Source organism: Mycobacterium sp. NGS67 (assembly GCF_059812185.1).
On the sequence record NZ_JCALCF010000108.1, the window covers coordinates 1 to 204 of the forward strand.

1 pseudogene is annotated in these 204 nt (G+C 68.6%); it reads left to right on the forward strand.

Going from position 1 to position 204, the window contains the following annotated elements:
- A pseudogene (locus AC5Y4D_RS27445) lies at positions 1 to 204 on the forward strand (hypothetical protein); the annotation flags it as partial.

Below are 204 nucleotides of genomic sequence, written 5' to 3' on the forward strand. Positions count from 1 at the left end.
ATATGCGGTGTCCTCGGCGCAGTGGGAGCCGATGGCCGCCGAGCCCACCGGCACACTCAACGACCCGCAGGTGTGGCAGCCGATCGCCGAGGACGACGTCGCCCAGGTGCAGGGCTGGCTGCATGTGTTGTGGGATGCCCAGCAACAGAAGCAGTTCGACGCCGCCGCACCGCAACTGGTCGCCCCCGAACTGTCCGAGCTGGC